21 protein-coding genes are annotated in these 25,854 nt (G+C 65.9%); 14 read left to right on the forward strand and 7 right to left on the reverse strand.

Annotation, left to right across the window (positions count from 1 at the left end):
- Window positions 1-74: 74 nt before the first annotated feature.
- On the reverse strand, window positions 75-1,223 hold the full coding sequence (locus tag PD284_RS09395; RefSeq protein WP_274627941.1) for a hypothetical protein: 1,149 nt from the start codon (window positions 1,221-1,223) through the stop codon (window positions 75-77).
- A 43-nt stretch (window positions 1,224-1,266) separates the two neighbouring features.
- Complete coding sequence (locus PD284_RS09400; protein ID WP_274627942.1) at window positions 1,267-2,355, reverse strand: hypothetical protein; 1,089 nt, start codon at window positions 2,353-2,355, stop codon at window positions 1,267-1,269.
- A gap of 309 nt (window positions 2,356-2,664) precedes the next feature.
- Here PD284_RS09400 and PD284_RS09405 point away from each other — a divergent pair, with 309 nt between their 5' ends.
- The 12 genes from PD284_RS09405 to PD284_RS09460 all read left to right on the forward strand — a co-directional run bounded on the left by PD284_RS09405 (window position 2,665) and on the right by PD284_RS09460 (window position 16,588).
- Complete coding sequence (locus tag PD284_RS09405; RefSeq protein WP_274627943.1) at window positions 2,665-3,612, forward strand: choline ABC transporter substrate-binding protein; 948 nt, start codon at window positions 2,665-2,667, stop codon at window positions 3,610-3,612.
- Between the two features lie 100 nt (window positions 3,613-3,712).
- On the forward strand, window positions 3,713-4,567 hold the full coding sequence (choW, locus tag PD284_RS09410; protein WP_274627944.1) for a choline ABC transporter permease subunit: 855 nt from the start codon (window positions 3,713-3,715) through the stop codon (window positions 4,565-4,567).
- On the forward strand, window positions 4,564-5,745 hold the full coding sequence (gene choV / locus PD284_RS09415; protein ID WP_274627945.1) for a choline ABC transporter ATP-binding protein: 1,182 nt from the start codon (window positions 4,564-4,566) through the stop codon (window positions 5,743-5,745). Before choW ends, choV begins: the two co-directional genes overlap by 4 nt.
- Window positions 5,746-5,821: 76 nt before the next feature.
- Window positions 5,822-6,877: a M14 family metallopeptidase gene (locus PD284_RS09420; protein WP_274627946.1), complete on the forward strand. Its 1,056-nt coding sequence runs from the start codon at window positions 5,822-5,824 to the stop codon at window positions 6,875-6,877.
- A 75-nt stretch (window positions 6,878-6,952) separates the two neighbouring features.
- A complete protein-coding gene (locus PD284_RS09425) occupies window positions 6,953-7,681 on the forward strand; it encodes a phosphatase PAP2 family protein (RefSeq protein WP_274627947.1) in 729 nt (242 codons plus the stop codon).
- Between the two features lie 205 nt (window positions 7,682-7,886).
- Entirely contained in the window at window positions 7,887-10,076 is a 2,190-nt protein-coding gene (locus PD284_RS09430; protein WP_274627948.1) for an anthranilate synthase, read from the forward strand.
- Window positions 10,077-10,113: 37 nt separating this feature from the next.
- A complete protein-coding gene (locus PD284_RS09435) occupies window positions 10,114-11,025 on the forward strand; it encodes a cation diffusion facilitator family transporter (protein WP_274630588.1) in 912 nt (303 codons plus the stop codon).
- Between the two features lie 148 nt (window positions 11,026-11,173).
- Window positions 11,174-11,956 carry an SDR family NAD(P)-dependent oxidoreductase gene (locus PD284_RS09440; RefSeq protein ID WP_274627949.1) on the forward strand — a complete coding sequence of 261 codons (783 nt, stop codon included), beginning with the start codon at window positions 11,174-11,176 and terminating at the stop codon, window positions 11,954-11,956.
- An 89-nt stretch (window positions 11,957-12,045) separates the two neighbouring features.
- A complete protein-coding gene (locus PD284_RS09445) occupies window positions 12,046-13,134 on the forward strand; it encodes an AbrB family transcriptional regulator (RefSeq protein WP_274627950.1) in 1,089 nt (362 codons plus the stop codon).
- Window positions 13,135-13,450: 316 nt separating this feature from the next.
- Window positions 13,451-15,121: a 2-isopropylmalate synthase gene (gene leuA / locus PD284_RS09450; protein WP_274630589.1), complete on the forward strand. Its 1,671-nt coding sequence runs from the start codon at window positions 13,451-13,453 to the stop codon at window positions 15,119-15,121.
- Window positions 15,118-15,876: an alpha/beta fold hydrolase gene (locus tag PD284_RS09455; RefSeq protein WP_274627951.1), complete on the forward strand. Its 759-nt coding sequence runs from the start codon at window positions 15,118-15,120 to the stop codon at window positions 15,874-15,876. The genes leuA and PD284_RS09455 overlap by 4 nt, the downstream gene beginning before the upstream one ends.
- Before the next feature lie 82 nt (window positions 15,877-15,958).
- On the forward strand, window positions 15,959-16,588 hold the full coding sequence (locus PD284_RS09460) for a hypothetical protein (RefSeq protein ID WP_274627952.1): 630 nt from the start codon (window positions 15,959-15,961) through the stop codon (window positions 16,586-16,588).
- Window positions 16,589-16,596: 8 nt separating this feature from the next.
- Here PD284_RS09460 and PD284_RS09465 read toward each other — a convergent pair whose 3' ends face one another.
- Window positions 16,597-17,520, reverse strand: coding sequence for a metallophosphoesterase family protein (locus PD284_RS09465; protein ID WP_274627953.1), 924 nt, complete (start codon window positions 17,518-17,520; stop codon window positions 16,597-16,599).
- Between the two features lie 55 nt (window positions 17,521-17,575).
- On the opposite strand from PD284_RS09465, the gene PD284_RS09470 reads away from it, so the two are divergent.
- The gene (locus tag PD284_RS09470; protein WP_274627954.1) at window positions 17,576-18,094 is read left to right on the forward strand and encodes an NUDIX domain-containing protein; all 519 of its coding nucleotides are present in this window, start codon (window positions 17,576-17,578) and stop codon (window positions 18,092-18,094) included.
- An 8-nt stretch (window positions 18,095-18,102) separates the two neighbouring features.
- Here the strand turns inward: PD284_RS09470 and PD284_RS09475 are convergent, their stop codons facing one another.
- Window positions 18,103-19,089 (reverse strand): glutathione S-transferase family protein, encoded by a 987-nt coding sequence (locus tag PD284_RS09475; protein ID WP_274627955.1) that lies wholly within the window; start codon window positions 19,087-19,089, stop codon window positions 18,103-18,105.
- Window positions 19,090-19,360: 271 nt separating this feature from the next.
- Here PD284_RS09475 and PD284_RS09480 point away from each other — a divergent pair, with 271 nt between their 5' ends.
- A complete protein-coding gene (locus tag PD284_RS09480; protein ID WP_274627956.1) occupies window positions 19,361-19,921 on the forward strand; it encodes a GNAT family N-acetyltransferase in 561 nt (186 codons plus the stop codon).
- Window positions 19,922-20,035: 114 nt separating this feature from the next.
- Here PD284_RS09480 and PD284_RS09485 read toward each other — a convergent pair whose 3' ends face one another.
- Genes PD284_RS09485 through PD284_RS09495 form a run of 3 tightly spaced genes read right to left on the reverse strand, consistent with a single transcriptional unit; the run spans window position 20,036 to window position 25,845 of the window.
- On the reverse strand, window positions 20,036-22,099 hold the full coding sequence (locus tag PD284_RS09485; RefSeq protein WP_274627957.1) for a hypothetical protein: 2,064 nt from the start codon (window positions 22,097-22,099) through the stop codon (window positions 20,036-20,038).
- 3 nt (window positions 22,100-22,102) lie between these two features.
- Window positions 22,103-24,934 (reverse strand): DUF4159 domain-containing protein, encoded by a 2,832-nt coding sequence (locus tag PD284_RS09490; RefSeq protein WP_274627958.1) that lies wholly within the window; start codon window positions 24,932-24,934, stop codon window positions 22,103-22,105.
- Window positions 24,931-25,845 (reverse strand): DUF58 domain-containing protein, encoded by a 915-nt coding sequence (locus PD284_RS09495; RefSeq protein WP_274627959.1) that lies wholly within the window; start codon window positions 25,843-25,845, stop codon window positions 24,931-24,933. The genes PD284_RS09490 and PD284_RS09495 overlap by 4 nt, the downstream gene beginning before the upstream one ends.
- Window positions 25,846-25,854 lie beyond the last annotated feature (9 nt).

Genomic DNA, 25,854 nt, shown 5'->3' on the forward strand with positions numbered 1-25,854 from the left:
GGATGAACCAGGCTGAAGGGACGCGAGGGGCAGCCGAGACAGAGAGGGGGGCGACGATTGCTGTGCCTCGGGCGCTACACATCGCTGATCACCTGTCCCTTGGACAGAATGTGCACTTTGTAGCCCTCAAAAATCTTCTGCGCCTCGCCGGCCGCATAGAGCGCCTGATAGGCCTCGTGCGGGATGAGCGCGTGCTTCTCGTAGCTCGATACGCCCTGGCGCGCGGCCTCGAGGTCGTCGGTGTTGATGTGGAACTCCTGCGTCGCCTTCTCGCTGGAGAAGAGCCCCCGACGGCCGGGCTTCTCGGCCTTGGAAAACACCTCCTGGATGGTCCAGGTGAGTAGCCAGGCGTTCTCTGTTCTGCGCACCTTCGACAGCACCTCCGTGACCGTCGAATTGTTTTCGGTGATACCGGCCGAATAGAACGGCCCCAGCACGACGCGCCGCAGCTGCTTCGGATGCAGGGTCTCGAAATCCTTGTCGAGATTGGTGGCGATTGTCACCGGCGAGAGCGTGTAGGCCGAGTTCTTCTCGGTGAAGGCGTCGAACTGATGGGCAAGCTCGGGATTGAGCAGGCCATCGACGGGAAGGGGGATGTGGAGCCCCTCGTTCATCTTGCCGGTCTTCTGGTCGACGATCTGGCGCACCATCGAGTCCGACGAGTCCTCGATCGTCGCCATGTAGATCAGCGGCAGGTTCGCGGTGCCGTCGAAGGCGGCCCAATGCACCAGATAGAAGGGACGCATGTTCTCCGGATTGACCGAGACGTTTGCGGTCTGGGCCAGCATGAACGGGCCGAACTGGTCGTCGTCCTTGATGCCCTCCAGGTAGAGCCGCTCGGCCATCGACTTCTGCAGTGCGTCGGGGAATTCCTTGTGGCGCAGGATGAAATCGGCCATCTCTGCGCGGATCGTGGCGGCGTCCGGGATGTTGGCAATGCGCTGTTCCGCCTGCCGCCGGTCGTTCTCCAGCTCGAGCACGTTCTGGAACACCGGGAAGCCGCTTTCGGCCCGCGAGATCCTGAAGCGGTCCATGAAGGCCAGCCGGTTTCGCCAGCTTTCGAACGAGGCCTCCAGCCGCGAGATGTACTCGGCCACGATCCCGGCGACGATCCCATGCCGATAGAGCGGCGAGCGGTCGTCGCGCATGAATATCTCGAGGCCGCTCAGCGCTGCCGCGATGGCGTCGAAATAGCGTGCCGCTGCGTCGGTCTCAGCGTTCATGTCGGCGGACCTGCAAGGACGGTCGTTTCACGCGGGCAGGGCGTCAGCTCTGCACGTAATCCGAGGCGTTGTGCTTCCTCAGCACCTCGTCGAAGCGTCGGGCGAAGGCGTCGTCGGCCAGTTTCTTGCGACGCTGGATGTCGGCCGTCGCGACCATGTTCTTCTCGTGCAATTCGAGCAGGTCGCCGATGTGCTTCTGCGCGGCGGCGCCGATGCCGGCCATGGTTTCCTCGGCCGTCGTGTCGACCTTCGAGCCCAGCGTGTTGATCTTGTGCGCGACATCCTGCTGCGCGGCCGTCTTCAGCGAGTCCTCCAGCGCCTTGTAGAGGACGATGCGCTGCTCGGTGTCGATGGTCAGCTTGTTGATCAGCGTGTTCTGCGCGGCGATCTGGTTGTTGAGCGAATCGACGAAGGTCTGGAACATCGAGGTGTAGCGCTCCAGCGTCTGGCTCTCGGCCAGAAGTTCCTGCTCCTTCGCCTGCTTCTCGTTGTATTCGGTGGCGAGTTTGGAGCGCTCGCCCTCAAGCTCGGTCCGCTCCTTCTGGCTGGTGGAGGCGGCGATCTTGTTCTCGATGTCGAGCAGCAGCGGGTTGAGTTCCTCGATGCGCTTCTGGGTCGCCATGAGGTTCTCCATCGTCGTCTTCCGGCGCTCGATGACCTGGCGCAGGCTCGTTTCCGACGTCTTGTAGCGCGATTCCAGGACCTGTTTCTGCGCCTTGAGGATGCCGACGATGGTGTCGGACTTCGACAGCAGCTCTTGCAGGTTTCCGGCAAGCGACATGTTGCGCACCCGGTCGGTGCGCATGCGCTGCTTGGTTCCCGGGGAGAAGATGCCGATAAAGATCTCCCAGCCGGTGAAACTCTTCATGCTTTCGAACTCGGCGCCGAAGACATTGGTGGCGTCCTCCAGCCCGATGATGAGGTCGGCAATGTTGCCTTCCATCACTTTCTGCTGCTTGATGACGTCCTCTATGCGGGCGTTCTCGATGTCGAAATTGACGTCGCCGATCGTCTTGTCGGAGGTGGCGAGGGTTTCGAGAACGGTGCCCGACTGCTCGATCTTGGAACGCATGTTCTCGACGACCTGCTTCGTCTTGGCGATCTCCTGATCGAAATTCTGCAGCGTTGCCATCGAGGTTCTCCAGCCAGTGTTCCGCCTACCGTGGGGCGCGAATATAGGAGCCTCAAATGGCGATTGAAAGTCGCGGCCCCCCAAGTTTTGCAACCGCAGCGTTTCGGATTGGCGGGTCTGGTGCGACTTCTCGCGGCAGGTTCTGGGCGCAAATTGGCCGCGCGATGTCGCAACCAGAAAACCGTTTGACGCTAAGCCTTTGCCGCTGCGCTTGAAAGCAGTGCAAAATGATGTTTGTTTTCAGCAATCGGACGCGGCAAAGGCTCGATGAGCGCGCGTCGCACCACGAATCACAATGGGAGAAACATCATGCTGCGTTTGAACAAGCTGGCTGCCGGGTGCGCCCTGGCGGCGGCGCTCTATTCGGGCGCTGCGTCCGCCGCCGATCCCGAAGCCTGCAAGGCGGTCCGCTTTGCCGATGTGGGCTGGACCGACATCACGGCGACCACCGCGACCGCATCCGTCATCCTGGAGGCGCTCGGCTACGCGCCTGACGTGCAGGTGCTCTCGGTGCCGGTCACCTACACCTCGCTCAAGAACAAGGATGTCGACGTCTTCCTCGGCAACTGGATGCCGACCATGGAAGCCGACATCAAGCCGTATCTCGAGGACAAGACGGTCGAATCCATCACCACCAATCTAGAAGGCGCCAAGTACACGCTTGCCGTGCCCACCTACACCTACGAGGCCGGCCTGAAGAGCTTCGCCGACATCGCGAAATTCAAGGACAAGCTCGGCAACAAGATCTATGGCATCGAGGCCGGCAACGACGGCAACCGGCTGATCCTCGACATGATTTCCGGCAACAAGTTCGACCTCTCGGGGTTCGAGCTTGTGGAAAGCTCCGAGGCCGGCATGTTGGCCGCCGTCCAGAAGGCCTCCGGCTCCAAGGAAGACGTCGTGTTTCTCGGCTGGGAGCCGCACCCGATGAACGCGGCGATCGACATGCAGTACCTGTCCGGCGGGGACGAGGTGTTCGGTCCCAACTTCGGCGGCGCCACCGTGCTGACCAACGTACGCGCCGGCTACCTCACCGAATGCCCGAACGTCGGAACGTTCGTGAAGAACCTCGTCTTCTCGCTCGACATGGAGAACGAGATCATGGGCGCCATCCTCAATGACGGGGCTGACCCGAAGGCCGCGGCGACGGCCTGGCTGAAGAAGAACCCGGATGCCGTCACGCCGTGGCTCAACGGCGTCACCACCTTCGACGGCGGCGATGCCGCGGCGGCCGTGAAAACCGCACTCGGCAGCTGAGGCGCCGGACGCGCCGTGCTATGAAGGCGGCCTGTGTCACGAGGCCGCCTTTTTCATGGGCCGCCGGGTTCGGTGGCTCAGCAACTGAGGGGAGCGAGCAATGGATCCGGTTTCGGAACTGATCGCCAGCGCGAAGATACCAATCGGGCGATGGGGGAAGGCGTTCTTCGACTTCCTGACCACCAACTTCGAATGGTTCTTCGATTCGATCGCTGACGGCCTGACGGTCGTGCTGGAAGGGCTCGTCGGCATCCTGCTGTGGTTTCCTCCCTTCGCGGTCGTCGCCGCGGTCGCGCTTCTGGCCCTGTATCTGCAGCGCTCGCTCAAGCTCGCAGTCGGCGTTGCCATCGGGCTTCTCTTCATCATCAACCAGGGCCTGTGGAAGGAGACCGTCGAGACGCTGGTGCTGGTCGTCGCAGCGGCAACCGCCTCCATGGCGATCGGCGTGCCCATCGGCATCTGGGCCGCGCATAACGAGCGGGGTTACCGCTTCCTCCAGCCCATCCTCGATCTGATGCAGACGATGCCGACCTTCGTCTATCTGATCCCGGTGCTAATCCTGTTCGGCCTCGGCATCGCACCGGGCCTGATCGTGACGGTGATTTTCGCTGCGCCGGCCCCGATCCGGCTGACTTACCTCGGCATTACCTCGGTGCCGAAGCCCATGCTCGAGGCGGGCGAGGCGTTCGGCGCCACCAAGCGGCAGCTGCTCTGGAAGGTCGAGCTGCCCTCGGCCCTGCCCACCATCATGGCGGGCCTCACCCAGTGCATCATGCTCTGTCTGTCGATGGTGGTGATCGCGGCGCTGATCGGCGCCAACGGCCTCGGCAAGCCGGTGGTGCGCGCGCTGAACTCGGTCAACATCCCGCTCGGCCTCGAGGCCGGCTTGGCAATCGTCGTGCTTGCCATCATCCTCGATCGCATGAGCCGCGTCCGCACGGGAGGAGCCCGATGAACGCCGCAGTCGAGTTCAAGAATGTCGATATCGTCTTCGGCGAGGATCGCGCCGGAGCCCTCGCACTGATCGACCAGGGCGCGACGCGCGCGGAAATCCTCGACAAGACCGGTGCGGTGCTGGGCTGCGCCGGCGCCAACCTGATCGTCAACGAAGGCGAAATCTCGGTTTTGATGGGCCTTTCCGGCTCCGGGAAGTCGACGCTCCTGAGGGCGGTGAACCTCCTGAACGTGCCTTCCAGGGGCAATGTCTTCGTCCATGACGGCGACAAGACCGTCGACATGGTGAGCTGCGACCCGAGCGCGCTGCGCCGCATCCGCCAGACGCGCGTCGCCATGGTCTTCCAGCAGTTCGGACTGCTGCCGTGGCGGACGGTCGAGGAGAATGTCGGTTTGGGACTGGAGCTTTCGGGCGTGCCGGAGGCGGAACGCAAGGCGCGCGTCCAGAAGCAGCTCAAGCTCGTCGGCCTCGACCAGTGGGCGCGCAAGTATGCGCACGAGCTCTCCGGCGGCATGCAGCAGCGCGTGGGTCTCGCCCGCGCCTTCGCGACCGAAGCGCCGATCCTCTTGATGGACGAGCCGTTCTCGGCGCTCGACCCGCTGATCCGGACAAAACTCCAGGACGAACTGCTTCAGCTCCAGGCGACGCTGAAGAAGACGATCCTGTTCGTCAGCCACGACCTCGAGGAAGCCCTCAAGATCGGCTCGACCATCACGATCATGGAAGGCGGACGCATCGTGCAGACGGGCGCGCCCGAGGACATCGTGCTCAGGCCGGCCAACGACTATGTGCGCGACTTCATCGCCAACGTGAACCCGCTCTCCGTGCTGACGGCTTGGAACGTCATGCGGGACAGGCGCGACCTGGAAAGCGCGGGCGAGAGCTGGCTCTGGCTCGACAGGCGCAAGACGACGCGCTTCAAGCTGGACACCGATGGGTTGGTGATCGACGCCGAGCGCAACGGCCGACCCGCGGTCTGGGTATCCTGCGACGCGATGGAACAGATCCCCGAGAATGAGCCGCACGTCTTCTGGGCCCGCCCGGGCACGAGCCTGAAGACCGTGATGCACGCCATGCACCGCTCGCAGACCTCTCCGGTCGCGCTCTTCGACGACAGCTCGCGCTTCGTCGGCGCCATCGGCGTGCGCGACGTGCTGAGCGCGGTGCTGCGCAGATAACGGGCTGCGGCCTCGCCTGGGAACGCCGGACCGCGAAGAGCAGGCCGGCGCCCCTATCGATCGAACGGGAACGACCATGCCCAAGAAATCCACCGAACTGCTGGCCGGCGACACCGATGGCGTCGCCTATGAGTTCTCCGTGTTCCGCTTCGCCGGCAGCGACCGGAGCGCGCCGCGGGCCTATCTGCAGGCGGCGCTGCACGGGGACGAGATGCCCGGCGTGGCGGCGATCCATGCGCTGATGCCGAAGCTGCGCGCGGCCGAGGCCGAAGGGAGGATCAAGGGCGACATCACCGTGGTTCCCTGGGCGAACCCGGTCGGGCGCGCGCAGTATCTGTTCGGCGTCGTGCAGGGCCGCTTCCATCTGGGAACGCGGACCAACTTCAACCGCGACTTCCCGCTGGTCGCGACGCCGGAGGCCAACGCCCTGCCTGTCGAGTCAGAGCTCGAGACGATCGACCAGAAGCTGAAGACGCGGCTGTTGTCGCTGTCGCTCGGACACGACATCGTGCTCGACCTGCACTGCGACGATGAGGGCGTGGCCTATCTCTACGTTCCCGTCGCACTGTGGCCGACGATGAGCGACTGCGCTGCCGCGATGGGAGTGGAGGCGGTGATCCTGTGGGATGGATCGTCAGGGGCTTCGTTCGACGAGGCGTCCCTGCATCCTTATCGGGAGCGCGAGGCGCGGGACTTGGCCGGACTTGCAATCACCACAGCGGAGTTTCGTGGACAAGTGGACGTGGAACGGGATCTGGGCGAGCGCGACGCACAGGGGCTCTATCGCCTTCTGGTCGGGCGGGGCGTGATCGCTGACGGCGAAACCCCGCAGGGCGACGGCTTCCGAGGGCTGGTGGCGCCGATCGACCATGTCGAGATGCTGCGCGCGCCGCGGGCAGGCGTCATCCTCTACGACGTCAAGCCGGGCGACCACGTGGCCGAGGGACAGCGGATCGCCTCCATCGTGCACAGCCCCGGCGAGCAGAACGGTCAGGTCGACGTGCTCGCGCCCCAGGCCGGCTTCATCCTGACACGCCGTTCCCACCGGCAGACGCGGGCCGGCGACGACCTCGTGAAACTGGTCGGCGAACGGCCGAGCGCGACCGCTCGGGCGGGCGCGCTGGAAGCATGATCGATACGGCGAGGTCGCGAGCAACCTGCTTTCGATGCGCGGGCCGTTCCGCCGGATGAAGGAGTTGCGCCCGTCATGATCCCCGACGTGACGAAGCTGGTCAGCGGCATGAAGGCGGCGTGGCCGACGCGTCCGCTGGCGCTGATGATCGCGTTGCTCGCCATCGGTACGCTGGCCTTCCTCTACATCGCGCACGAGGTGGGAGAGGCGAGTTTCGAGCAGCTCGACGCGCGGCTGCTGCTGATGTTCCGCAATCCGGCCGACCTCTCCGATCCGATCGGCCCGCCCTGGCTGGCGGAGAGCGTGCTGGAGATCACCGCGCTTGGCGGCTACACGCTCATCATCGCCGTCATGCTGGCGGCCATCGGATTGCTGGTGGTCGCACGACGCGAGGGGCCGGCGCTGTTCGTCTTCCTCTCCATCTTCAGCGGCTGGCTGATGAGCTCTCTTCTCAAGAGCTTCTACGCGCGGCCGCGGCCGGATCTGGTGCCGCAGCTCGACCTCGTGCACACGGCGAGCTTCCCGAGCGGCCATGCCACGATGTCGACGGTGTGCTACCTGACGCTGGCGATTGTCATCGCACGGCTGACGGACAACACGCGGATCCGGGTCTATGTCGTCGCAGTGGCGATCCTCGTCTCGATCGCCGTCGGCCTCAGCCGGGTCTATCTCGGCGTCCACTGGCCGAGCGACGTGCTTGCAGGATGGGCGCTGGGAGCCGCGTGGGCCGCACTTTCGTGGCTTGTCGTCTCGCTGCTGCGGCGTCGTCGCAAGGCAACGACGCAGGAGGTTGAGCGCCGCTGAATCCGCTTGCTCGCACGCCCGTTCGCCGTTATGAGACGAGCCATGTGCACGATCTCGATCAACACGCTTTGGTGGTGGGCCAGCTAACAGCGGCCTAGCAAAGCGCGTGCGCGCAGAAGTTGAAGTGGCCGCAGGACAAGTCCGGGCGGCCATTTTGTTTTCTTGAGCCTTTCCGGACCGACAGCAAAACGGGATGGAGTTCTTGATGACGGTCGAAATGCTCGAAAACGGCGCAGAAAGATACGTGACCGCAGGAGGTGTCTCGGTCACCCGTCAGCGCTTCGATGCGCCCTATGAAGGCGCCATCGAAAGCTATATTGACGGGCTGAACCATCGCCGCGGCGCGGTGTTCTCCTCGAACTACGAATACCCCGGGCGCTACACGCGATGGGACACGGCCGTCATCGACCCGCCGGTGGCGATCTCGGCGCGCGGCCGCTCGATGCGCATCGAGGCCCTGAACGGACGCGGCGAGGTGCTGCTGCCGGTGATCGCGAGGGCGATCGAGCCGCTGAAGGAAGTGTCCATCGGCGAACGTTCGCCGCGCCTCGTCACGCTGGAGGTCGCACAGCCCGGCCGCGTCTTCGCCGAGGAGGAGCGCAGCCGCGTACCCTCGGTGTTCACCGTGCTGCGCGCCATCGTCGGCCTCTTCAAGACATCCGACGATTCCGACCTCGGCCTTTTCGGCGCCTTCGGCTACGACCTCGCCTTCCAGTTCGATCCCGTCGAGCAGCGCCTCGAAAGGGCCAAGAGCCAGCGCGACCTCGTGCTGTTCCTCCCCGACCAGATCCTCATGGTCGACCACTATTCGGCCAAGGCGTGGACCGACCGGTACGAGTATTCCGGCGACGGCTACTCGACCGAGGGCCTTCCGCGCGACCAGGTGGTCGAGCCCTTCAAGACGTCGGACCGCATCCCGCCACGCGGTGACCATGAGCCCGGCGAGTATGCGCGGCTGGTCGAGAAGGCCAAGGAGAGTTTTCGGCGCGGCGACCTGTTCGAGGTGGTTCCCGGCCAGATGTTTTATGAGCGCTGCGAGACCGCACCCTCGGAGATCGCGAGGCGGCTGAAGGCCATCAATCCGTCGCCATATTCCTTCTTCATCAATCTCGGCGAGAACGAGTACCTGATCGGCGCGTCGCCGGAGATGTTCGTGCGCGTCAACGGGCGTCGCGTGGAGACCTGCCCGATCTCGGGCACGATCAAGCGCGGTGACGACGCCATTTCCGATTCAGAGCAGATACTCAAGCTCTTGAATTCAAAGAAGGACGAGTCCGAACTCACCATGTGCTCGGACGTCGACCGCAACGACAAGAGCCGGGTGTGCGAGCCGGGCTCGGTGCGGGTCATCGGCCGGCGCCAGATCGAGATGTATTCGCGCCTCATCCACACCGTGGACCACATCGAGGGCCGGCTGCGCGAGGGCATGGACGCGTTCGACGCGTTCCTGTCGCACGCCTGGGCGGTGACCGTTACCGGCGCGCCGAAGCTGTGGGCCATGCGCTTCATCGAGAACAATGAAAAGAGCCCGCGCGCCTGGTATGGCGGGGCGATCGGCATGGTGCATTTCAACGGCGACATGAACACCGGCCTGACGCTCAGGACCATCCGCATCAAGGACGGCATTGCCGAAGTGCGCGCCGGCGCCACATTGCTCTACGACTCCGATCCGAGCGAAGAAGAAGCCGAAACCGAACTTAAGGCCTCCGCCATGATCTCCGCCATCCGCGACGCCAAGGCCGGCAATTCCAGCGGCGCCGAGCGCGCCGCGTCGAAGGTAGGGGAGGGCGTGAAGATCCTGCTGGTCGACCACGAGGACTCCTTCGTCCACACGCTGGCCAACTATTTTCGCCAGACCGGTGCGGAGGTATCCACCGTGCGCACGCCGGTGCCGGACGAGATCTTCGATTCATTTCAGCCGGATCTCGTCGTTCTCTCACCCGGCCCGGGAACGCCGAGGGATTTCGACTGCGCCGCGACTATCAAGAAGTCGCGCAAACGCGACCTGCCCATCTTCGGCGTCTGCCTCGGCCTTCAGGCACTGGCGGAAGCCTATGGCGGCGAACTCAGGCACCTGCACATCCCCATGCACGGCAAGCCGTCCCGCATACGCGTGTCCAAGCCCGGCGTGATCTTCTCCGGCCTGCCGAAGGAAGTGACGGTCGGCCGCTACCACTCGATCTTCGCGGATCCAGTGCGCTTGCCGGACGATTTTGTCGTGACCGCCGAGACCGAGGACGGCGTCATCATGGCGTTCGAGCACCGCAAGGAGCCGATCGCTGCCGTCCAGTTCCATCCTGAATCGATCATGACGCTCGGCCAGAACGCGGGCATGCGCATGATCGAGAACGTCGTCGCCCACCTGCCGCGCAAGGCCAAGGAAAGGGCGGCGTGAGCGGAGCCGTGACCCCATCTTGACCAACGCTTCCCCAATCAGCGCTTCCAAGGAACGGGTCGCCAGGCTTGCCTGGTGGTCGATTCTCGTTGCGCTGTTCGTGCTCGCCCTGAAGACCGCCGCCTGGTGGATGACGGGCTCGGTCGCGCTCTACTCCGACGCGCTGGAGTCGATCGTCAACGTCATCGCGGCAGCGGCAGCCCTGTGGGCGATCCGCGTCAGCCACAAGCCGGCCGACGAGAACCATCAGCACGGGCACCACAAGGCCGAGTATTTCTCGGCTGTGCTGGAGGGAGTGCTGATCGTGGTGGCGGCGCTGATGATCTTTGCCGCTGCATGGGAGGTGCTGCTCGCGCCACGGCTGATGGCCCAGCCGTGGGAGGGGCTGGCGGTGAACGGACTGGCGTCGGTCATCAACGCCGTGTGGGCCACAGTGCTGATACGCGTCGGCCGCGCGGAGCGGTCTCCCGCGTTGGTCGCCGACGGCCGCCACATCATGACCGACGTCGTGACGTCGGTCGGGGTGATCGTCGGTCTCGTCGCCGCAATCTACACCGGCTTCGCCATCCTCGATCCGCTGCTCGCCCTCGTGGTCGCCGCCAACATCCTCTACCAGGGCTGGCAGGTGATCGGCTCGTCGCTGGGCGGTCTCATGGATCAGGCCGTGGCGACGGAAGACAATCTGCGCATCCGCGAGATCATCTCGGGGAATTCCAAGGGCGCGCTCGAGGTGCACGACCTGAAGACGCGCATTGCGGGCCGCGCGACCTTCATCGAATTCCATCTGGTCGTCGACGCCGACATGTCGGTCGGGGAGAGTCACGTCATCTGCGACCGCATCGAGGATGCGCTGAGGGCTGAGATTCCATCGGTCCGCGTGATCATCCACGTCGAACCGGACGACGAGGCGAAGCTGCCCAAGGGAACGGTCGCGGTGCCGTTTGCCTGAAGCATCGCCGCAGTGGCAAAAGCGATGTGAAAACAGGATGCTTTGCCGGACTGCTCGTTTCCGGGATTGAGGCTGCCGCTCTGGCATCCCTTGCGAAGGCAGCTACGGTGCCGCTACCAATGGCGCGTACCAAAGCGGAGCGAGTGACATGCCTTCACAGACTGCACTGAGAATACCCGACCTTGAGGGCAAGGCGGTGCTGGTCACCGGCGCTTCGACCGGCATCGGAGCAGCGTTGGCCGTGGCCTATGCCGCGCAGGGGTGCAAGGTTTCGCTGCACTACAATGCCAGCACCGAGGCGGCCGAAACCCTCGCCGAGGGCATCCGCGAGGCCGGAGGCGAAGTGTTCCTCGTCCGCGGTGATTTCGGCGTCTCGGCCGACGTGGAGCGGGTGGTCGAGGAAAGTGCGGCTCATTTCGGCCGGCTGGACGGCCTGGTCAACAATGCGGGCGGGATGCTCGGCCGCGTGCCCTATGCCGAGATGACCGACGCGCAGTACGACAAGGTCATGGACCTCAACGCCCGTTCGGTGATCACCGCCTGCCGGGTCGCGCTTCCCTGGCTGAAGAAGCAGGGCGGCTTCATCATCAACACCTCGTCCATCGCCGCCCGCAACGGCGCCGGCAACGGCGCCGGCATCTACGGCTCTTCCAAGGCCTTCGTGTCCAACGTCACCCGCGGCATGGCGAAGGAGTTCGTCCCCTTCAGGATCAGGGTCAACGCCGTGTCGCCGGGCACCATCGCGACGCCCTTCCATGAGCGCTACTCGACCCCGGAACTGATCAAGGCCGCCGTCGCGACCATCCCCATGGGTCGGACGGGCACCGCCGAGGACTGCGTCGGGGCCTATCTCTTCCTCTCGTCCGAATTGCTCAGCGCCTACATCACCGGCCAGGTGATCGAGGTGAATGGCGGACAACTCATGCCCTGACGCCACGGGCCGACCGGAATGCGCAGCCCGGGAGCGCCGATGTCGACATCGCGTTTGCATTTGCGCGATCCGAAGCCTAACCGGCCTTCATGACAGACCAGCAACAGATTGGCGGCGGAGCGCTGCTCGACACCGCCCCAAAGCCGCTGCAGTGGTTGGCGCTTGCCGGACTTTCGCTGCTCTTCGGCTGGCTCCTGGAGATCGCGCGCCTGCCGGCGGCCGCGTTGGTCGGGCCGATGCTGGCGGGCATTGCGATCGGCGTCAACGGCGGAGCGATCCGGGCGCCCAAGGCTGCGTTCGACGCGTCGCAGGCGGTGATCGGCGTGCTCATCGCCATGTCCATCTCGCCGGAGATATTCCTGTCGTTCGCGGCGGACTGGCAGCTTTTCGCGCTGGTCGTCGTCGCCACCGTCGCTGCCAGCAGCTTCCTCGGTTGGCTGATCAGCCGATGGAAGGTGCTGCCGGGGACAACGGGCGTGTGGGGCGCTTCGCCGGGCGCATCGACCGTGATGGTGCTGATGGCGGAAGCCTTTGGCGCCGATGCCCGGCTGGTCGCCTTCATGCAGTACCTGCGGGTCATCATGGTTTCGGTCGCGGCCGCCTCGGTTGCGGGTCTCTGGCTCGACACTTCAAAAGCCGCCGCGCCCAGCGTCGCCTGGTTTCCGTCGATCGATCCTGCGGATTTCCTGGCAACGCTCGGCGTAGCGCTGGCCGGCGGGCTTTTCGGTCGCGTGCTGAGACTGCCGTCGCCGCATTTCTTCGGAACGTTCCTGCTGGCGGCCGCGCTGCATCTGGCGTTCAGCGCGTCGTTCCAGCTCCCGCCCTGGCTGGTGACGGCGAGCTATGTCGTCATCGGCTGGTGGATCGGCCTCAACTTCACGCGCTCGATCCTGCGCCATGCGACGCGGGCCCTGCCGCAGATCGTCGCCTCGATCCTGGCGCTCATGGCGTTCTGCGGCGGGCTCGCCTGGATCCTGAGCGCGGCGCTGGGGATCGATCCGCTGACAGCCTATCTCGCGACCAGCCCGGGCGGCATGGATACCGTCGCCATCATCGCCGTCGCCTCGCAGAGCGTCGACATCTCCTTCGTCATGGCGTTGCAGCTCGCCCGCTTCCTGGTGGTGTTGTTTGCAGGCCCGTCGATTGCACGGCTGGTCGCCCGCTCGGTTAAGGAATGACGCGGACTTGCGCGCCGCTGCCGCCTCTTGTAAGAGGTCACCCATGTTCCGGCGCCCGACCATTCAAATGTCGCGTCCGGCCGCAATCGCGGCCGAGACCGTGCGCGCTCTCTCCTCGACCCTTCTTCTTCTCGGCCTTATCGGCGATCGCCGGGCTCACTGACGAGGAGCGCCCGGCGGTCGATCCGCCTCAGGCTGCCGCTCCTCGGCTCAGAACCAGATTAATTTCGAGAGAGACGCTTGAGCGGTGCGCTCACAAGCGTTTGGAGACAGGACGATGGACACCATTCAACAGGCGCGCGCAGCAGCCAGGGGCATGCCCGATGCCGCCCGCAAGTACCACCCCTATCCGCTGGTCGGACTGACCAACCGCACCTGGCCCTCGAAGCGCATCGAGAAGGCGCCGATCTGGTGTTCGGTCGACCTGCGCGACGGCAACCAGGCGCTGATCGACCCGATGGGCCACGACCGCAAGGCGCGCATGTTCGCGCTGTTGCTCGACATGGGCTTCAAGGAGATCGAGATCGGCTTCCCGTCGGCTTCGCAGACCGACTTCGACTTCGCCCGCTGGGCGATCGAGGAGGGTAACGTGCCCGACGACGTCGACCTGCAGGTGCTGGTGCAGTGCCGTCCCGAACTGATTACGCGCACCTTCGAGGCGCTGCAGGGCGCCAAGACGCCGATCGTGCATTTCTACAACTCGACGAGCGAATTGCAGCGGCGTGTCGTGTTCGAGAAGGACGTCAACGGCATCAAGAAGATCGCGACCGACGCGGCCAAGATGATCACCGACATGGCGGCCAAGGCCGGCGGCGGCTTCCGCTTCCAGTACTCGCCCGAGAGCTTTACCGGCACGGAGCTGGAGGTGGCGCTGGAGATCTGCAACGCGGTCACCGAGATTGTCAGGCCAACCCCGGAAAACAAGCTGATCATGAATCTGCCGTCGACCGTCGAGATGGCGACGCCGAACATCTATGCAGACCAGATCGAGTGGATGTGCCGCCAGCTCGACAACCGCGAGAACCTGATCATCTCGCTGCACCCGCACAACGACCGCGGCACGGGCATCGCGGCGACCGAACTCGGCCTGATGGCCGGCGCCGATCGCGTGGAAGGCACGCTGTTCGGCAATGGCGAGCGCACCGGCAACGTCGACGTGGTGACGCTGGCGCTCAACATGTACACGCAGGGCGTGGACCCCGGAATCGACTGCTCCGACATCCCGCGCATGAAGGAGGTCTACGAGTATTCGAACCAGATGACGATCGGCGAGCGCCATCCCTATGTCGGGGAGCTGGTCTACACAGCCTTCTCGGGATCGCACCAGGACGCGATCAACAAGGGACTGAAGGCCAAGCAGAAGGCCAACAGCGAAATCTGGGAGGTGCCGTACCTGCCGATCGATCCGCAGGACGTCGGCCGTAGCTACGAGGCGATCATCCGCATCAACTCGCAGTCCGGCAAGGGCGGCATCGCCTACATCCTGCATGCGGACTACGGGTTGAACCTGCCGCGCAACCTGCAGGTCGAGTTCAGCCAGGACATCCAGCAGATCACCGACTCCGAAGGCAAGGAAGTATCGTCCAAGCGCATCTTCGACCGCTTCCACGAGGTCTATGTCGACCAGCCCGGCGCGCGGCTGAAGTTCGTCGATCACCAGACGTTCCCCGATACGGAGCGCAAGGGTCGTCGCGTTGTCGAGGCCACCATCCTCGACGGCGGCAAGGAGATGACGATCACCGGCACCGGCAACGGCCCGATCGACGGCTTCGTCGATGCATTGTCCCGGCATCTCGGCGTCGAGATGTCCGTCGTCGACTATTCGGAGCACTCGATCCAGCGCGGCTCCAACGCCGCCGCCATCAGCTACATGGAGATGGAGCATCCGGGCGGAAAGCTCTTCGGGGCCGGCGTCAACACCAACATCGTGGCGGCTTCGCTCGAGGCGGTGATCTCGGCGGCGAACCGCATCGTGGGCCGCACTTGAGCGACCTCTTCGCTGATCTCCAAGGCAACGAGGCCCAGCCGCCGATCGTGCTCCTGCACGGCTTCGGCGGCTTCCACCGCGTCTGGGACGAGGTGCGGCGCGAACTCGGGCCGGACTTTCGGACGATCGCCTACGACCTGCCGGGCCACGGCGCGTCGCTGGGCCTGCGGGACGCGGTGTCTGCGAAGCGCGCGTCGGCCGCCATCCTCGCGGACATGGCTGAGCGCGCCCCCGGCCCGTTCCATCTGGTCGGGCACTCGATGGGCGGCGCGGTCGCGGCGTTGATGGCGATGTCCCAGCCTGAGCGGATCGCGTCGCTCAACTTGCTTGCACCCGGCGGATTCGGCGAGACGATCAGCGAGCCGCTCCTGGCTCGCTTCGCCGCCGCGCGCACGCGCGACGAGCTGGCCGCGGCGCTGGCGCCCATGGGCCATCCGCTGCACCGGGTTGAGGCCGCGGACCTCGATGCTCTTGCACGGACCCGTCTGGTTCCCGGCCAGACCGAGCTGCTGATCGAGTTGGCGGCGACGATCTCGCGAGGCGGTAGGCAAGGGGCCATCCCGCGCGAACAGCTGGCTGCGCTTATGATGCCGGTGACCGTGGTGTGGGGCGACGACGACGCCGTGCTCGACCCGCGCCACGCGGATGATCTGCCCGCTCATTTCACCCTGCGTCGCGTGCCGGATACGGGCCATATGCTGCCGGAAGAGCAACCCCGCCTCGTCGCCGACATCCTGCGCGCGAGCGTCGCGTAGCCGGGCGCTCCATGGGAACGCGTGATTTCACCACTGCGTTGTGTTAACACGGCCTTAACCAACCCTTCCCGGGGAGCGTGCGATGAATGACGGTAGCGACAGCAGCGCAGCGCGCCATATCGCGCGGCCGTTGTCCGACGCCATCCGCGACGTGAAGAACGCGGCCGCCGACCGCACCGATGTCGTGGTGGATCTGCGCGACGCCGAGCGCATGCGCCTCGAACTGCTTGCCGCAGAGCTGGAGCCGGTCTTCGCCGACGTGCCGCGGGACGCCGACCTGTTCGATTTCGCGATCTCGTCCGGGCTGCAGCCGCGGCTATGGATCGATGCCGTCAGCCACGTGTCCATGGGACGGGACAAGCGAACCTACAGGTTCGTCCGCGACACGCGCCTGGGTCGGGTGGTGCTTGCCGAATCCGCGACCATGAAGCCGGTTGCGGATCAGGTCACGCGATATATCGCGGAGCGGCTGGTCGAGCGGCAGAGAATGCTGGATGGAGCCCCGGAGACGTCCGCGCCCCCGGCGTCCGCAGACCCGGCCGAGCCCGTGCTGCCGCTCTACGACGCCGGCGCGGGACGCAACAACTGGCCAGCCTTCCTGGCCGGGCTCTACATGGTCTGTTCCGGCGCGCTGCTCGCCGTTCTGGCCGGCCTGATATTCCTGCTCGGGAACAAGCTCGGCCAGCTGCTCGGCTGGACGTTGGGACCCTAGGCCAAACCTCAGGCGGCCTCGACGGGCGCCTTTCCGACCAGCTGTACGGTCGTCTCGTGCATGGTGGCTGTCGCTGTGCCCGTGAATGCGCGGCGTGTCAGCCGTACCGACCAGTCTCCGGGCACGCCGGAGATCTCGAGGAGGTTCCACTGCGCCACTGGATGATGAGAGCCGGGCGCCTGACCAGCCGCCGCTACCCCGATCACCGGAACCGGCCCGTCCGCGCCCTCGATCGTGTACTGGCTGGGCAGATGCGAATGACCGTGCAGGACGAGTTCGGCCCCGAAACTGCGGATGACGCGCTGGAACCGGCCGATGCCGAACAGGCGCTTGTGAGGGTGCACGGCGTCCCGGACAGGCGGGTGGTGGATCATCACCACCCGGAACAGGCCATGTTCACGCGCCTGCGACAGTGCTTGCCGCAGGCGCACCGCCTGGCCTTCGCGAAAGAAGCCGGTCGCCATGAAGGGCGCCGTGGCGCGCGCCGACGTCACGCCGATGAGCGCCACCGAACCGCGCACCCGCGTGTATGGAAAGGTTTCGCGGCCGGCAAAGCCATGCGCGCCGTCCGACAGCATCCAGGGCGACCATGCATGGCAGGCCTTCGCGAATGCCCCGGGCACATAGGCGTCGTGGTTGCCCGGAACCACCGACACCCGGTCGGGAGGACCAAGCGTCTCCAGCCACTTGCGGGCAAGCTCCACCTCGCCATCGAGCGCAAGATTCACCAGGTCGCCGGTGATCGCCAGGTGATCGACGCCGGTCGTGTGGATGTCGGCGACGATAGAATCCAGCACGCCGTCCTGCAGCATCCCCTTGCGGTTGCGCTGCCAATTGACGTAGCCGACCATGCGCTTTGACGCGAGTTCGCGATAGGATACATCCGGGAGGGGACCAAGATGGACGTCAGAAATATGTGCAAGCCGGAACATCGAGACTTATTAGGGCACGATTCCCGCCCTGACCAGAACCGGCGTCGCAGCGTTCATGCAATCTGACGCTCGCATTGAAGACGACGAGTTCGATGAGCGGCAGCGGGGTTTCGGCTGGCCGCAGATCCGCGCCCGGCTGTTCCACACGCTTTTCCTGGTCCGCAGGCCGATGACGCTGGGCGCGCGCGGCGTGGTCTACGACCGCCAGCGCAACTCGGTTCTGCTGATTCGCCACACCTATGTGCCCGGCTGGCAGATACCCGGCGGCGGCGTCGAGCCCGGCGAGACGATCATGGAGGCGCTGGTGCGCGAACTGCGCGAGGAGGGCAACATCGAGTTGCATGCGCCGCCCAGGCTGATGTCGATGCACTTCAACCGCCACGCCAGCCGGCGCGATCACGTCGCCGTCTACCTGATCACGGATTTTCGCCAGACCGAGCCGTTCGTGCCGAACAACGAGATCGCCGAGGCGCGCTTCTTCGAGACTGATGATCTCCCCGAGCAGACAACGGCCGGTACGCGCCGCCGCATCCGCGAGGCGCTGTCGGGCGAGCCGGCCTCGCCGTTCTGGTAGAGGACGCGTCAGGCCTTCTCGAAGCGGTCGCGGTCGTGCGGGGCGGCGTAGTCGACCTCGGGGCCGACCGGCACGATCCGCGTCGGATTGATGGTTGCGTGGCTCGCGTAATAGTGGTGCTTGATGTGGTGCAGGTTCACCGTCTCGGCCACGCCGGGGACCTGGTAGAGATCGCGCAGGTAGTTCGACAGGTTGGGATAGTCGGCGATGCGGCGCAGGTTGCACTTGAAATGCCCGACATAGACCGGGTCGAAGCGGACCAGGGTCGTGAACAGTCGCCAATCCGCCTCGGTGAGGCGGTCGCCCGCCAGATAGCGTTGGCGTGACAGCCGGTCCTCGAGCTTGTCGAGCGTGGCGAACAAGGCCGCGAACGCCTCCTCATAGGCCTCCTGCGTCGTCGCGAAACCGGCGCGGTACACGCCGTTGTTCACATTCGGATAGACGAGCTCGTTGATCTCGTCGATCTCGCCCCGCAGCCCCTGCGGATAAAGGTCGACAGCGGCGTCGCCCCATTCGTCGAAGGCCTCGTTGAGCATCCTGATGATCTCGGAGGATTCGTTCGAGGCGATCGTCTCGCGCTGCTTGTCCCAAAGCACCGGCACGGTGACGCGGCCCGAGTAGGTCGGATCGGCCTTGGTGTAGATCTGGTGGAGATAATCCAGCCCGTAGAGCGTGTCGCCCGTCGCGCCGTCCTCCTTGCGGAACGTCCAGCCCTGTTCGCCCATGAAGTGGTGCACGACCGAGACCGAGATCACGTCCTCCAGCTTCTTCAGCTTGCGGACGATCAGGGTCCTATGAGCCCAGGGGCAGGCGAGCGACACGTAGAGATGATAGCGGCCGGGCTCGGCCTTGAAGTTGCCTTCGCCGCTCGGTCCCCCCGAACCGTCTGCGGTCACCCAATTGCGGAACCGTGATGCCGAGCGCTCGAACTTGCCGCCCGTGTTCCTGGTGTCATACCAGTTGTCCTGCCACTTACCGTCGACCAGAAGTCCCATAGCGTGATCCTTTCCGTTGACCCGATATCTAGGGCGTCCGACCTCCGACAGCGACCTGAAACGGGCGAACGCAGCGTTCACAGGGCCGGAACGTCGCATCTTTCAAGAATCGCATGGACGGCCATGCGATTTGATGGTAGCGGCGACTCATGAAGTCCGTTTCTGTCCAGATTCGCATCGAGCGACGACGAATGGGTGCCCGCGCCTAAGCGCGATTTGGCGACACGCCGCGTCTTGCGGCGTCCTTTCCTCGACCTGCGGACCAGAAACGATGACCCCTGCTGACGTGATCTATATGCCGGAACAGCCGGCGCACGAGCCCGAAATCGAAGAGATCAACGCCGAGGCCTTCGGTCCCGGGCGCTTCACGCGCGCTGCCTACAAGATCCGCGAGGGCGGGCCGCACGAGCGGGCGCTCTCGTTTGTCGCCATCCACGGCGAAAGCGTTATCGCGTCGGTGAAGATGACGCGGGTGGCCGCCGGAGAGGGCAGGGCGCTGATGCTCGGCCCACTGGCGGTAAAGCCGGACTACAAGAACCTCGGCATCGGCAGGCATCTCGTGAAACTGGCCATAGAAGCAGCCGGCAAGGCGGGCTGGCCGGCCGTCATCCTGGTCGGCGACGAGCCCTATTACGGTCCGCTCGGTTTCAGGAGAATTCCACGCGGCCAGGTTTCCATGCCGCGCCCTGTCGACCTCGACCGGCTGCTTGCGGTAGAGATCAAGGAAGGCGCGATCAGCAAGCTCACCGGCATGATCGATCACGAGGACCGGGTCACGGCGTCCCTTCCCGTCGAAGAAAGAGCGCCCGACGCAGCGAGGCGGGTAGGGTAACCGCCACCGCGCCGACCTCAAGAGAACCGCCGAGTACGGCCGCGAAGACCCCACCCGTCCAACCGCCTGTGGCGGTTGTCCATCCTCTCTTCAAGGGGAGGGATGATCCGCCGCCTACCTTCCTTCGCGATACCACATCGAGCCGAGCGCCAGCAGCAGAAGTCCCAGGCCGAAGAAGCCGCCGAACAGCGGCACGCGGGTCACCGCCTTCAGCACGCTGTCGTTCGTCGTGCGCAGTCCGATCCAGTCGCGGCCGGAAGCCGCCGCGGTGCCGCGCACCGGCACGACGCCCGGCACACTGACGCCCGTCAAGCCCTCGAGCCGGCGGACGCTGCCGCCCGTCGCTTCGGCCGGCCGTCGCAACACGTTTTCGGTCGAGACGGTGTCGGCGAACTCAGGCGCGTTGATCGGACCGACATGGGCAAGCGCGGTCAGGTCGCCATTGGCGATCTGGTAGAGGCCGATCTCCCGGGTTTCCACGCTGCCCGTGAAAAGACCCGCCGAAGATGAGGCGAGCGGCACCGTCATTGCCTTGCCCGACGGTGTGATCACCTGGGCAGGGCCGGGATCGTCGCTCATGGTCTGCCGGTTGATGTCGAGCGTCATGCCTCGGCCGGCCGCCGTCAGCCGTTCTTCCTCCAGCTCGGGCTCCTTCATCAGCCAGTGCGCAATGCGCCGGTAGAGCGAGACATGCGGGCCGCCGCCTTCGAAGCCGCGCGCCCAGAGCCAGCCTTGGTCGGAGAGGAACATGCCGACGCGACCCTCGCCCTTGCGGTCGAGCACCAGCAGCGGCCGGTCCCCCGGTCCCTTCATGACGGTCTCGCCTTCGGGATCCTCGATGCCGACGAGGCGGAACCAGCGGCTCCAATGCGGCGGCTCGCTGGCCGAGCCTTCCAGGCCGCGGGTGACGGGGTGGCGCTTTCCGAGATCGGTCAGCCGCGGATAAAAGCCTTCCTCGATGACGTCGCCGGTCGGCATCGCCGGCAGCGCCGCCATCAGCGGGGTGCGCGAGATCGACTGCTCGCCGGCATATTCCGGCCCGGCCGCGATCAGCAGCGCGCCGCCCTTCTCCACGTACTCGGCGATGTAGTCGTAGTAGAGGATCGGCAGCACGTCGCGGTGCTGGTAGCGATCGAAGATGATCAGGTCGAAGTCGTTGATGCGCTCGACGAACAGTTCGCGCGTCGGGAAGGCGATGAGCGAAAGTTCGTTGATCGGCGTGCCGTCCTGCTTCTCCGGGGGGCGCAGAATGGTGAAGTGGACGAGGTCGACCGATGCGTCGGACTTCAGGAGGTTTCGCCAGGTGCGTTCGCCCGCGTGTGGCTCGCCGGAGACCAGCAGCACCCGCAGGTTCTCGCGGATGCCGTCGACGATGGCGATTGCCTTGTTGTTGACGTCGGTCAGTTCGCCGTCGGTGCGTTCGATCGACAGCTCGATGATGTTCTGGCCGGCGCTGGGCACGATGACCTGGAGCGGCATCTCCTGGCCGATGTTGGCGCTTTCGACCGCCACCTGCTCGCCATTGACGGACACGCGCACCTGCGCGGTGCCGCGAGCGCCCGTTGTGTCCAGCACGCGGTAGGTGAGGTCGAGCGGCTTGTCGACCAGACCGAAACGCGGCGCACGCTCGAAGCGGATGCGACGATCCTTCTCGCCTTCCTCACCTGTGATCAGGGCGTGGAGAGGCGCGTTGAGCGCGGGCGCTGCCGGCGTGTCATGCACCTGTCCGTCGGTGATCATGACGGCGCCGCCGATGCGCGAGGGCGGCACGTCGCGGAAAGCGCTGTCCAGCGCGCCGAACAGTCGCGTTTCGGCGCGCTCGTCGGCCGAATCCGCCTTGCCCGTCTCGACGACACGCACCTCGAACTCCTTGAAGCGCGCCAGGCGCTCCTGCACTGCGGTCAGGGCCTCCTCGGTCTGGGCGGTGCGGTCGCCGATCTCCTGACTCTGGCTGCGGTCCACCACGACCGCGACCACGCTCTTCAGCGGCTCGCGCAACTCGTCGAGCAGGACCGGGTTGAGCAGCGCGAGAGCCAACGCGATGAGAGCGGCGAAACGCAGCAGCGCGCCGCGCTGTCGGAGCAGGATGCCGACGACAGCGACCAGGGCGATGGGGATGAGGACGATGGCGAGCCATGTCCATGACAGCAGCGGTTCAAGGGAGATCGACCAGTTCATCGATTACTGCCCCAGCCGTTCGAGCAGCACCGGCACATGCACCTGGTCGGACTTGTAGTTGCCCGTCAGCATGTACATCACGACGTTGACGCCGGTGCGGTAGGCATAGACCCGTTGCATGGGGTCGCCGGGGACGGTCGGAAGCAGCGCGTCGCCGTTCGCATCGACTGCCCAGGCGCCCGCGAAGTCGTTGGCGGTGATCATGATCGGTGTGACGCCGTCGCCCGTCCGTACCGGGCGGTTATCAGCGTTCTCGGCGTTGAGCGACGCTTCCACCCAAAGCGGACTGCCGTTGAAGCGGCCCGGGAACTCGTTGAGGATGAAGAAGGTCTTGGTCAGGACGTGGTCCTCGGGCACGGGTTCGAGCGGCGGAACGTTGAGATTGCCTAGGATGTCGCGCAGCCGCTCCGTGGCCGCGCTCGCGCTGCCCGCGGAGGTGAAGTCGGTCGAGAACTGGTCGCGGGTGTCGAAAAGGACCGTGCCGCCCTCGCGCATATAGGCGTCGACGCGCGCGATTGCCTCCTCGGACGGCATGGGCGCGTTGGCGTCGATCGGCCAGTAGATGATCGGATAGAAGGCAAGCTCGTCGCGCGCGATGTCGACGCCGGCCGGCTGGCCCGGCTCGAGCGCGGTCTTCTCGATCAGGTATTGGGTGAGTCCGGCCAGGCCGGCGCGGCTGACGGAGTCGATCGACGAGTCACCGGTCAGCACATAGGCGAGGCGGGTGGTGGATATGGCCTCGATGGCTTCGGCGTCGCCTGGTTTCGCGTCCTGCGCGCGGGGTTCCGCCGGGAAGGCGAGCAGAGCGACGAGGCCGAGCAGGACGGCCGCCGCCGCGCCAGGCGCAGCCGCCTTGCGCTGCTTCGGCCGCCGCGCAAAAACCCCGCCCATCCAAAGGACGGCCAGCGTGTCGAGCACCATGAGCGCCACGGCGGCGGCGATCAGCGGGCCCTTCAAGGCGCTCGACTGATCGAAGGCATAGGCGACTTCGGTCACCGCCACATTGGCTTGCGGGCGGGCGATGGGCGTCAACTGATGGTCCTTGGCCAACAGGTTGTGCGCCTGGACGCCGTCCTCGGACCCGTACAGGCCGGGCGGGTTCTCGATCGTCACGGGCGTCGTCGCTGCGCCGACCGCAAGCGGCTTGGCGTCGCCTGTCGGCGGCACGATGGTTCCGTTGGCGGCGATCAGGCGATAGGGCGCAAGGCTTTGCGGCGCGTCCTCCGTGGCGGCGGTGGCGACGCCCTGGTTGCGGGACAATTGGACGATGCGGCGCAGCATTTCGACAAAGGTACCCGAAATCGGCAGATTCGACCATGTCGCCTCTGGCGTCACATGGAACAACGCCAGCGTTCCCTTGCCGCGCCTGGCGCCGGTGACCAGCGGGGTGCCGTCGGCGAGATTGGCCCAGGTGCGGTCGGCGAGGTCAGGCGTCGGCTCGGCGAGCACCTGCCGCGTCACCGTCACCTCGTTCGGGGGCGCAAGGTCGGAGAAGGGTCCCGTGGACGGGAAGTCGGACACGGCCTGCGGCGTCGTCCATGACATCGCGCCGCCCAGCGAACGCTCGCCGGTGCGCAACAGGACGGGAAGCAATTCCTCGTCGCTGCCGGCGGCGGCGAGGCGCGAGCCTGCGAATCTGACCAACGTGCCGCCGTTGCGCAGCCAGTCGACCAGCTTTATCCGCGCGTGCTCGGGAATGGTGCCGACGTCCGCCATCACGATCATGGCCGGCTTTTGCTCGAGCAACTGCGGAATCGCTTCGCCGAGATCCGCGCTCTGGGGTTCGACCAGATCGGCGAAAGGCTGCATGGCGCGGCGGATGTAATAGAGCGGCGACAGCAGCGGCTGGGCCTGATCGGCTTCGGCCTGCGACAGCAACCCGACCCGCCTGCGCTTGGAGTTGTCGTCGAGCACGCGCACGGCGCCCGCCTGCGGCTGCCCGTCGACTGCAATCGAGGCGAAGTCGTTGCGCAGTTCGAAGGGCACGGTCAGCCGGGCGCTCGCCTCGCTCTCGCCGGGCTGGAGGACGGCCGTGGCGTCGGCGATGCGCCGTCCCTTGTCGTCGAAGGCCCCGAGCGTCACCTGCCGCGGTGCGGAGTCGCTCGATGCCCGCACCACCGTCACGGCAAAGCCGTCGACTTCGTTCTCGGCGGCGGTCAGGCCGATCGTGTCGAGGCGTTCCGGCGTCGCCCAGAACAGGTTCGCCGGGCTCTTCGTGAGCAGCGCGCCGAAGGCGGCGTCGTCGCCGGGGGCGGCAAGGCCGTCGGACAGCACCGCGATGCTGGCGCCGGGAAACTGGTCGAGCATCGCCGCCGCCCGTGCATAGACTCCTGGGCGGTCGGTCGGCACCGGGCGCGGCTGCGCGGCGCGGAGCCGATCACGCGCCGCGGCCGCATCGAACGGGCCGATTTCGGCGTTCGGCTTGTCGGCCGTGAAGGCGAGAACCACCGTCGCGCCGGTCGAGTCTGCATCTGCGATCAGACGTTCCGCCGTCGCCACCCGCCGCTCCCAGTCCGGGGCGCTGGCCCAGCCGTTGTCGATGAGCAGGGCGAGCGCGTCGCCGCCGGTGGAGAGCTTTTCGCGGGGGTTGAACACCGGTTCGGCCAGCGCCAGCACGATCAGCGCGGCCATCAGGAGGCGCAGAAGCGTCAGCCACCACGGGCTCTGGTGCGGAGTTTCCTCCCGCTTCAGCACCCGAGCAAGGATGCGCAGGGGCGGGAACACCTCTTGCTGCGGCCGCGGCGGGGTGAGCCTGAGCAGCCACCAGATGACCGGCAGCGCGAGCAGGCCGAAGAGCACGAGCGGCGCTCCGAAGGAGAGCGGCAGCCAGCTCATCGCGGTCCTCCCGCGTAGCCGATGTCGGCGGTGAGCGCCATGTGCAGCCGCACCAGCGCCTCGGAAGCCAGCCGGTCGGTATGGTTGGTGGTGAAACTCCAGCCGAGCCGCTTGCACCAGCTCGCCAATTCGGCGCGGCGCGCGGCGTAGAGCAGCCGATAGTCGTCGCCGAACTGCTCGGCGCGGCCCGCCGTCAGCTTCTCCCCCGTTTCCGGATCGGCGAACTCGGTCCGCCCGGCATAGGGGAAGGTCTCCTCGGCCGGGTCGGCCACCTCGATCAGGTGCGCCCGCACGCCGCGACGGGCCAGCACGTCCAGCCACTCCATCGTCTCTTCAACGGGATCGAGGAAATCGCTGACCAGGACGATGTCGGAGAAGCGGCGGATGTTGGAGAGGTCGGGCCTCGCCGGCAGCTCAGGCGCATGGGCGATGCGCGCGGCCAGCCGCTCCGCGCCGTTGCGCGTGGTGAAGGGGTCGGTCAGCCCCGGCCAGCCGATGCGCTCGCCGCTGCGCGACAGCAGTTCAGCCATCGCGAAGGTCAGGACCAGCGCCCGCGATTCCTTCGAGGCGATCGCCGCGGACGATTTGTAGAGCATGGAAGGCGAGGGGTCTGCCCACAGCCACACCGTATGGGCTGCTTCCCATTCGCGGTCGCGGACATAGGTATGGTCGTCGCGCGCCGAACGGCGCCAGTCGATGCGGGCGATCGCGTCGCCCTCCACATAGGGGCGGAACTGCCAGAAATCCTCGCCGATGCCGCGACGCCGCCTGCCATGCCAGCCCGCGATCACCGTGTTGACGAGCCGGCGCGCCTCGACCAGCAGGTCCGGCACGAGCGACGCGCGCAGCCGCCCGCGGGCGAGCGCGTCGCGCTTCGCGACAGGCTGCGTCGCCTCGCCGATGCGTGTCATCAGATACCG

The organism is Mesorhizobium shangrilense, from assembly GCF_028826155.1.
GTDB lineage: Bacteria > Pseudomonadota > Alphaproteobacteria > Rhizobiales > Rhizobiaceae > Arvimicrobium > Arvimicrobium flavum.